Annotated in this window: 8 protein-coding genes; 5 read left to right on the forward strand and 3 right to left on the reverse strand. The window is 42.9% G+C overall.

Features of this window, described 5'->3' with window-relative positions:
• Positions 1–223: 223 nt before the first annotated feature.
• Positions 224–1495 (forward strand): IS110 family RNA-guided transposase, encoded by a 1272-nt coding sequence (locus AC0YNT_RS30430; RefSeq protein ID WP_475807897.1) that lies wholly within the window; start codon positions 224–226, stop codon positions 1493–1495.
• A gap of 566 nt (positions 1496–2061) precedes the next feature.
• A complete protein-coding gene (locus tag AC0YNT_RS30435) occupies positions 2062–2436 on the forward strand; it encodes a hypothetical protein (protein WP_475807898.1) in 375 nt (124 codons plus the stop codon).
• Between the two features lie 567 nt (positions 2437–3003).
• On the opposite strand, the gene AC0YNT_RS30440 is transcribed toward AC0YNT_RS30435, so the two are convergent.
• From AC0YNT_RS30440 to AC0YNT_RS30450, 3 genes are all read right to left on the reverse strand, one after another.
• Positions 3004–3933 (reverse strand): glycosyltransferase, encoded by a 930-nt coding sequence (locus AC0YNT_RS30440; protein WP_475807899.1) that lies wholly within the window; start codon positions 3931–3933, stop codon positions 3004–3006.
• Between the two features lie 291 nt (positions 3934–4224).
• A complete protein-coding gene (locus AC0YNT_RS30445; protein ID WP_475807900.1) occupies positions 4225–4593 on the reverse strand; it encodes a hypothetical protein in 369 nt (122 codons plus the stop codon).
• A gap of 582 nt (positions 4594–5175) precedes the next feature.
• Complete coding sequence (locus tag AC0YNT_RS30450) at positions 5176–6705, reverse strand: molybdopterin-dependent oxidoreductase (RefSeq protein ID WP_475807901.1); 1530 nt, start codon at positions 6703–6705, stop codon at positions 5176–5178.
• A 489-nt stretch (positions 6706–7194) separates the two neighbouring features.
• On the opposite strand from AC0YNT_RS30450, the gene AC0YNT_RS30455 reads away from it, so the two are divergent.
• The 3 genes from AC0YNT_RS30455 to AC0YNT_RS30465 all read left to right on the forward strand — a co-directional run bounded on the left by AC0YNT_RS30455 (position 7195) and on the right by AC0YNT_RS30465 (position 8320).
• Entirely contained in the window at positions 7195–7470 is a 276-nt protein-coding gene (locus AC0YNT_RS30455) for a TetR/AcrR family transcriptional regulator (protein WP_475807902.1), read from the forward strand.
• A gap of 96 nt (positions 7471–7566) precedes the next feature.
• Positions 7567–7776, forward strand: a complete 210-nt coding sequence (locus AC0YNT_RS30460; RefSeq protein ID WP_475807903.1) for a hypothetical protein — start codon at positions 7567–7569, stop codon at positions 7774–7776.
• Between the two features lie 139 nt (positions 7777–7915).
• Positions 7916–8320, forward strand: a complete 405-nt coding sequence (locus tag AC0YNT_RS30465; protein WP_475807904.1) for an SDR family NAD(P)-dependent oxidoreductase — start codon at positions 7916–7918, stop codon at positions 8318–8320.
• Positions 8321–8423 lie beyond the last annotated feature (103 nt).

Below are 8423 nucleotides of genomic sequence, written 5' to 3' on the forward strand. Positions count from 1 at the left end.
AAACTTCATAGTAAGAGCTCCTCCCTGATGTGTTCTCGACAAACCCATCATACCGAGGAGCTCCTTTTTTTACAAAGCCTATTTCTTAAGCTCTACAGGATTGTTTAGCATTCCTGTAGAGCGTTAATTACGAGCTTTGCAAAAAGAAAAGCGCCTCGGTACGATGGGAGTACGCAACGGGTCATAGCCCTTAAAATCCCATCATCCAGGAGGACGCTCTACTATGAAGTTTAAATCGCAAGACAAACAAAATCAACTCATTGAGAAAATTACCGTTAATCACCTTGTCGTCGGGATCGACATCGCCCAGCAAATGCATGTCGCTCGGGCCGTTAACTTTCGAGGCATCGCCCTCGGTAACCCACTTTCTTTCTCGAACGATGAAGAAGGATTTCAGAATCTTCTTCGTTGGATCCATTCGCTGCAAGCAGCGCATAATCTTAACGCCGCAATCGTGGGCATGGAACCTACCGGCCATTACTGGCTTAACGTCTCCAAGTGGCTATCTAAGCGTCATTTCGAAGTGGTTTTAGTCAATCCTCATCTCGTGAAAAAGAATAAGGAAAATCGAGATAATGCGCCATCTAAAAGTGACAAAAAAGATGCGCTAGTCATCGCAGACATGGTCAAAAACGGCTACTACTCTTTCGTCCGTGACACACCTGAGGCCTTTGAAGAGTTACGTGTTTATCTATCAAACCGCGACTCTGTCGTGACGAGACTCGTTAGTGCTAAAAACCAGATTCATCGTTGGGTAGATGTTGTTTTCCCCGAACTGCGACAGGTCTTTAAATGCCTCATGTGCAGGGGTTCGTTGGCTACGCTTCGTCTGTTCCCTACACCTGAAGAACTCTGCAAACTACAGCCTCACGACATCATCAAAGGTTGGAAAGTACTCATGAAACGCCATTCTGGTGAGCGAAAAGCTCGGGCTCTCATCGCCCTTGCTTATCGTTCTGTTGGCTCTAAACAAGCCACGCAAGCGTACAAGCTTCACTTGAAACAGCTGATCGATGAGTACGACCTTGCTTGCCAGCAGCTTAAAACGGTAGAGGCGGAGATTATTGCTGTGTTGGATCGTATTCCGTTTGCTAAATCCATGCTTGCGATCAAAGGGATTAGTGCCATTTCATTAGCTGGTATTCTTGGTGAGGCCGGAGATTTAAGCGGCTTTGTTCACGGCAATGCGCTGTTGCGTCATGCCGGTCTCAATCTGGCAGAAGCAAGCTCGGGCAAATGGACCGGACAGATGAAGATTAGTAAGCGTGGACGATCTCGACTTCGACGTTTCATCTTCATGATTACCATGAGTTTAGTTGCAAACAACCCTGAATTCAAGGCCATACATACGCACAATGTACAGGTGAAAAAGATGAAGAAAATGAGGTCACTTATGAAACTATGTGGTAAATTAGCTCGAGTTCTCGTTGGCATGGCCCGAAGCCAGGAAGCTTACAATCCCCATAAAACGATGCCAATTCAGCTGGCTGCTTAATCGCAATTTCACCGTTTCGTTGCACGAATTTTGGCTAATTCGCGGGATTTCAAAAGAAAGCACGGAGTACCGGATACATTAAACCAAAGGGCACTGACCCGTACCGTTAGCAAGACCGGCCTCCACCCCTTGGACAGGCGTAACGAAGGAATGAGAGGGCAAAGACCCGTTGAGACATGGGAGTGAAAACCTCCAGGGGCGGTGTGGAGCATGCGTGCAGTATATGGAAGGATATGGGGTTTCAACCTCCCCCTCTATTTCCTCACGCCTTCATAATGTCCTGGTCTACCAAAAGGGTTCTCTTACTATCTTTCTGCAATTCTGGCAAGGGTGAAATCCTGCGAATAAGCGAGCATTCGTGAGAAAACTAAATCGTACCGAGGGAGTTTAACACCTTGGTGTATATACTTCAGTTTTACAATTGCTCATTACTCACTTTTTAGACCCTTGGAATGGTCGCTTTGCTATAGGTGTAAACGGGAAGTTATTTCAAAACATACTTTCCAAGAATTTCTTGGTGAATCCATTTAGTTTAAACCTGTATTCTTATACTATGAAAAATCCTGTTGAATGAATTATCGGGTTTAATAGGAAACTCTATTTTTAGGGTTTCTGACAAGCTGAAGGGAGTAAAGTATCTTGTCTTTGTTTTTGGCATTAATTTGTTGGGTTTTGCAGCTCTTGCAATCGGTTATGCTTTTGCTCTTACCAAAGAGGTTCACAGTAGAAGAAGAATTACAGACTATTCAAATCAGCCAAACTTTTTTAATATTTCATCAGACTCTATCTTTGGATGGATTTTCGGTGCAATAATCTCAATTATTATTGGGTTATTCGTAGGGTTCTTCTTTAAAATACTACCCTGGTGGCTAGCAAGAACTATTCATTTTAGCTCGGGTATAATGATGATAATAATAGGAATATTTGCTTTGCGTATTTAATTCTTAGCAAGTTAGTAAATTTACTCACTACCTTCATAAAAACGGCAACTAATCAGTAATCAGTTGCTGTTTTGTTGTTCTAACTAACGTTCTTCGATAGCTTAATTATTCCAGTCAATTTATATTAGTCAATCTGTAATACTTTTTTTCGACTTCGCTGAAAACCGCTACAGCCTCTGTACGATGGGGTTACGCACGAGGTCAAATGCCTCAAAAAGCCCATCAGGAGGTCGCTCTATCATGAAGCCAATTATCCTTTTTTTAATTTAACTATAGGATGAAATCATGCGAATTCATGAGTCTGAGCGAGGATCGAATCATTTCAAGGGAGTTGAATAGAAGTATTATATCGTTATCCATTCGTCTTCATTAGCGTTATGGCTTAGTTAGAGGGTTCGAAAAAGAATTTAATGAAAAGGAAATGTTCCAACGGGACATTTCCTTTTCATGCGCCGAGCTTCATTCACTTTGGTCTCCAGCTTAATGAAGGCTGCGAATTAATGATTCGGCCGCCTGCTGTTTGTGTCCCTTTAGTGTCGCCCTTCCGATTTATCAATAACAACGCTTCTATCTTTTTCCTAGAAGCTCGGCTTTTCGACGGTTCCACAACGTATTATTCCTGATTTTGTACAATTTGTTGTCGAGAACCTTTTGGTACAGCTTCAGAACCGCGTCCGTCAAGATGATATCGGAGTAGCGTGTTCTGACATAACGCCGGAGCTTTCGGGCCGCGGGCAATCTCTTGCGGTTCTTGACCTTCGCCGCCATGTCTGAGGTCGTGCGGCACAGCAACTGTGGCATGCCCCGAAGCACCTCAGTGACGCCGCCTTTCCGGAAGCCAAGCACGGGCGTGCCACTCGCCATCGATTCTACGAGGACTAGACCGAAAGGTTCATCCCACGTCGAGGTGAACAAGACGAAGCTGGCGTTGGCGAGCAGCTTGCGTTTGCGTTCACCGCCGACGATGCCGACATAGCGGATATTTTTGCCCAGATGCGGCTTGATTTTGGAGTTGTAATATTTCTTGTCGTTCAGCGTCCCGGCGATGATGAGCTGCTTTCCCGTTTTCTTGGCGACCTTGATGGCCAGGTGAACGCCCTTTTTCTTGATTACTCTCCCCAGGAAGAGCATGTAGTTCTGCTTGGTGGTCCTGAACGTGTAATCATCCATGCGAATGCCGTTGTAGACGGCGTAGCCTCTTCGTTTCCCAAATTTACGCAGGATGAATTTGCTGACATAGACCGGAATCTGAATACGGCTATCGCTTCCTTGGGAATGCGACTGGCCGATGGTAGGAATCGGCGGATTCGCCTTGGCGACGATGCCGTAATGATCATGTATGATGTCCACGTCGGGTGGGAGGTTTTTAATGATGAAGTCGAGCTGTTCTTTTCGATCGTTTGATTCATATTCGAACGTTCGGGTCGCGTTCGAGCTCGACCCTTTCTTGGCAAACAGAAACACCTCGTGTCCCCGTTTGACCAATTCTTCAGTCAAATAATGAACCTCGCGCTGCGTCCCCCCGTAACCCTTCGGCGGGACAGGAATCGTATTCGTCGAGATTAGAGCAATTCTCAATTATCCCCCAGCTCCTTAGGTAAGTGTCTTCCCATAGGCATTCTTTGTAGGATATGAACTGACTCCAGAGCAGGGCACGGCTAATTCAATCTGTATTCATTTTTAAACGCCTCTTAACTATCCTGCCCTTTACTTCAACAAAAATGGCAACTGATCATCTAGATCAGTTGCCATTTTGTTGTTCTCTACTAACGTTCCTCGTTAGTTTAGTCAATGGGTCTTATTTTTATTGTGGTACCAAGCTTCAATTCGGTTATAAGTAGTTTGAATTTTCATGTTAAAACTCTCCTGATACTCTTCTTTAATATCTCTACCACTAGAACCATACTCATCGTAACAATCAATGAGTAACTCCTTTATTTTATCTATGTTGTGGTCGTATAAGTTGCGAATGATTTTTTGAGTAAGCCTATCATGCTCGTCATCAGGAGCACCCATCCTGATTAGTCCCATTGGGTCAAATTCATTAACAATTTCTCTGATAGCTAAGAAATCAATCATATACTCCTTGGACAACTTCTTTTTATTAATAACTACCAGCCCCCGAAACAAATTATAGCTGACTTCATGGTACCACATATTGGAACTATCCTCCCTTTCGTTTAATAAAACTGTCGATGTTCAGTTTTGTCGGGAATGTTATCAGGTTCTTGTCATTTCATTTTGACAAGAACTTGATAACATAAAAGAAAAAAGCCGCAATATATGCGACTTCCAATGTAACTATGTTCTTGTCACCCGACAGCTGTTGTCGGACGACAAGAACTTCTATACATACATGAATACTTCTCCTTGCTGGATACTGAACACAATGACCTGCAGTAACCAGGAATGCTTGATTGCTCTTTATGCTTAATAAATCGTGCATTTCCTGGGATCACGGGCTGCCTGTATAGAAGTTCTTGTCCTAATACGGCTTTGTATAGAAGTTCTTGTCTTGAGCTCACGACAAGAACTTCTATACAGAATAAAAAAGCCGCTTTGTAAGCGACTTCCGTTGTATATATGTATGTTCTTGTCGTCCGACAGTTTTGATGTCCGGGGAAGGCGATTTTGTGTAAAAGTTTCTACCATGACGGCATATGTTAAATTCGAATGTTGAGTTTTGAACAAAGAAAACCGCCCTTTTGAAAAGGCGGTAAAATTGTCTCTTTTGTACTGCTATTTCATTCCTACTACAGCGGCGAACGCTTGAACGGCGGCATTGGCCACTTCCATGTCTTGCTCCATAGTGCCTCCGGCGACGCCGATACCGCCGACGGTCATGCCTTCGCGAACGAGTGGGATGCCGCCTCCCAAGATGGTGACTGTCCCTTGGTTTGTCGTGTTGACCCCATAGTGTTGACCGCCAGGAAGCGCCGACTGGGCTAAGTTAGCCGTGGGCATTTGCATGGCTACACTCGTCCAGGCCTTCCCCTTGGAGATTTCGATCCCGGCGATCCGGGCATTGTCCATCCGGTGGAAGGCGATCAAGTTCGCCCCGGCGTCGACGATTGCGATATCGAAGGCGAGTCCCATTTGACGAGCTTTCTGTTCCGCAACCTCGAGCAATTGTTTCGCAATCTCCAATGTAAGCAACTCAAACACTCCTTGTTGTTTTGTTTCCTGCAGAATATTATTGACTGAATTTACCAAGTTAGGGGCTGTCACATGAACATTTACGGCGTGGATGGAGTTATTTTGGTAACCTTTTACATTCCATTCAGCCTTTAGCGGTTGAACTTCTCCGTGATCGTTCGTTGCCTTGCTCATAATCGTGTATTGACCTGGTTTTTGCGCATCCCACGCAAAAGACCATCTCCTCCATGAATAGGGAACATCAGGATCAAGTATGTTTGCTTCAGTCCAGAGTATCCCGCCATCTGTGCTAATCTCTACTTTCGTTACAAAATGCTCACCAGCCCAAGCATACCCTTGTACCACGTTGGTGCCAACAGCCATCTCTTCCTCTTCTGTAGGAGATGCTATCGTTGAATTGATTAAAACTGGTGATAGCGGTAGTGCATGTTTGTAGTCGTTTGCTTTTTTTAGAATGACATAATCTATACTTTGAAACGGTCCCTTGAATGGCTGATCTACAACTCTGATCCTATGCAGCCATTTAACAGATGCAACTGCATACCATCCAGGCACAATTAGTCTTATTGGAAAACCATGTTTATCGGAGAGCGGTTCACCATTCATTTCATAAGCCAATAAAGTATCTGGGTGAAGTGCCTTGGCAACAGGAAGACTTCTTTTGAAAAATACCTGTACATCCATGTCATTTCGCTGACCGTAATCTAATCCTTCAAAAACAATCTCAGTCGCACTTGGGGATACTCCTGCTTGGTCTAATACATCCTTCAGTCGAACGCCTCCCCAAATGGCGTTGCTTATCGCACCGAGCTTGAATTGGTTACCTTGTGCTTTCCTTTCAAATAACGAACGCTTGTTTCCTGCACACTCTAGTGTAGCGGATAGCGTGACCTTATTCATGTTTTTCAAATCAGCATACGTAAATTTAATTGGTTGATCCACTAATTCTTCAATTGAAAGGTACCAGGTGTTTATATCGATTGTCGGGTATTCAAAATGATTTCTTACGTAAAATAATTGATTCGGTGTAATGGTTTGGAGGTTAGCAACCATGGGAAATTCAAGATTTTCTGATGGGAAATAGGATACTGGAACCAAATGAATGTCGCGCATGAACAAATCCACCTCTTCAGCTAAATATAAACAGAACAGCTCTAGAATTTATTTTTAGCAAAGAAACGTGATTTTAACCATCAAACAAGATTTCGTCATCTTGAGTTACAAAATGAAAATCGTAATTGACGATTACTAAAAGCTTAGTAAAACCGTTAAGCTGCCGTGCTGATAACTGAGTCATCGAATTTATACTTAATATACTCACAAAAATTATACACGTAGTTATGCGACAAAACATTATGTACACACTTCTTCGATTTTTTTACCCAATAAGCAGTTTCATCTGTTTGGCTATTTAACTATCGTCCCTCGGCGTTAGTTCAAATCGTAATCACTATAAAACTCTCTTGAATTTTACTTCCATACAAATAATAAAAGATTCCCCTAAGATCGTTACCTTATTAAAATTCTTTACTGATCGTTCTCAATATGACAATATGTGTTTGCGGACAAGAGCTAGGGCAGCAAAAGGACGTGAGAATGATCATGGCGAGAAGCAAAGAGTTTGAAATCAACGTGGTATTAGACAAGGCAATGGAATTATTCTGGCGGCAAGGTTACGAAAAAACCTCCATACAGGAGCTTGTCGACGGCATGGGTATACACAGAAGAAGCTTGTATGATACGTTCGGAGACAAGCATCAGTTATTTATGGATGTCTTAAACCGATATAATTCGATTTCGCAGACAAATATTACGAATCGCATTCATCGGTCAAATTCTGCCAAAGAGGCCATCAGGCAGTTGTTTGATTTGAAATGATATTCAATTTTAAAGAGAATCAACCTAAGGGCTGTTTAATAGTAAGTACGGCCGTTGAGATGTCACTGCTCGATCCGGAAGTGGCAGTTAAAATTAATGAACAGTTTTTTGCTTCAGAGAAACTGTTTTATGACTTGCTGGTGGGGCCGTAAACAAACAGGAGAAATCCCCGAACATTATGATGCTGTGAACCTTTCCCTCTATCTGCATAATGCTTGGGTAGGATTGCGTGTACTGATTAAAACAACAGAAGAAAAAGAGAAACTGGAAAGCATTATTAATACAACTTTAGCAGTCCTAGGATAAATTTTTTTAGCATAATTAGAATGATCGTTCCCGATAAAATTCGAAAGCGGCATTCATTAAAGGATGTGATGCCACTCCTAATAATCATCAAGGCTAGGTAAAGGGCTGTATTAAATAAATCTTAAAGGAGAAATTAAAAATGACTATAAATGCGAACAATTTGGACGGCAAGGTTGCTTTTATAACTGGAGGAAATCGTGGTATTGGATTGGAAACAGCACGTCAATTAGGTAAGCTGGGTGCCACTGTCGTTATTGGATCACGCGATTTGGAGAAAGGTAAAGTTGCTGCGGATACACTCCGTTCAGAGGGAATTCAAGCGGAGTATACCAAACTGGACGTCAAACTAGGTGAAGACCTTCAAGCTGCCTATAATTTCTTTGAAAAGCAGTACGGTAAGCTTGATATTTTGATTAATAATGCTGGGATACAGATAGAGATTGAAGATCTTGCACCCATTAATGAAACAAGTACCGTTTCACCGGCCGTTATGCGTGAAACCTTCGATGCCAATTTCTTCAGCATGGTTGACTGTACCTGCTAATATGGCCGCGGTGAAAATCTTCCCAAGTCCTTTTATGGTGCGAAGCTGCTGCGCCATTGGAATCTCCGAAAGCAGTGCTTCGATGTCCTTTTCGATCTGTTCT

The organism is Paenibacillus sp. J22R56 (assembly GCF_056269375.1).

What these genes read in the sequence shown, in the direction of transcription:
- AC0YNT_RS30430 (WP_475807897.1), top strand. Translation starts at nt 224, where the DNA reads ATGAAGTTTAAATCGCAAGACAAACAAAATCAACTCATTGAGAAAATT.
- AC0YNT_RS30445 (WP_475807900.1), bottom strand. Translation starts at nt 4,593, where the DNA reads ATGTGGTACCATGAAGTCAGCTATAATTTGTTTCGGGGGCTGGTAGTT.
- AC0YNT_RS30450 (WP_475807901.1), bottom strand. Translation starts at nt 6,705, where the DNA reads ATGCGCGACATTCATTTGGTTCCAGTATCCTATTTCCCATCAGAAAAT.
- AC0YNT_RS30455 (WP_475807902.1), top strand. Translation starts at nt 7,195, where the DNA reads ATGGCGAGAAGCAAAGAGTTTGAAATCAACGTGGTATTAGACAAGGCA.
- AC0YNT_RS30460 (WP_475807903.1), top strand. Translation starts at nt 7,567, where the DNA reads ATGAACAGTTTTTTGCTTCAGAGAAACTGTTTTATGACTTGCTGGTGG.
- AC0YNT_RS30465 (WP_475807904.1), top strand. Translation starts at nt 7,916, where the DNA reads ATGACTATAAATGCGAACAATTTGGACGGCAAGGTTGCTTTTATAACT.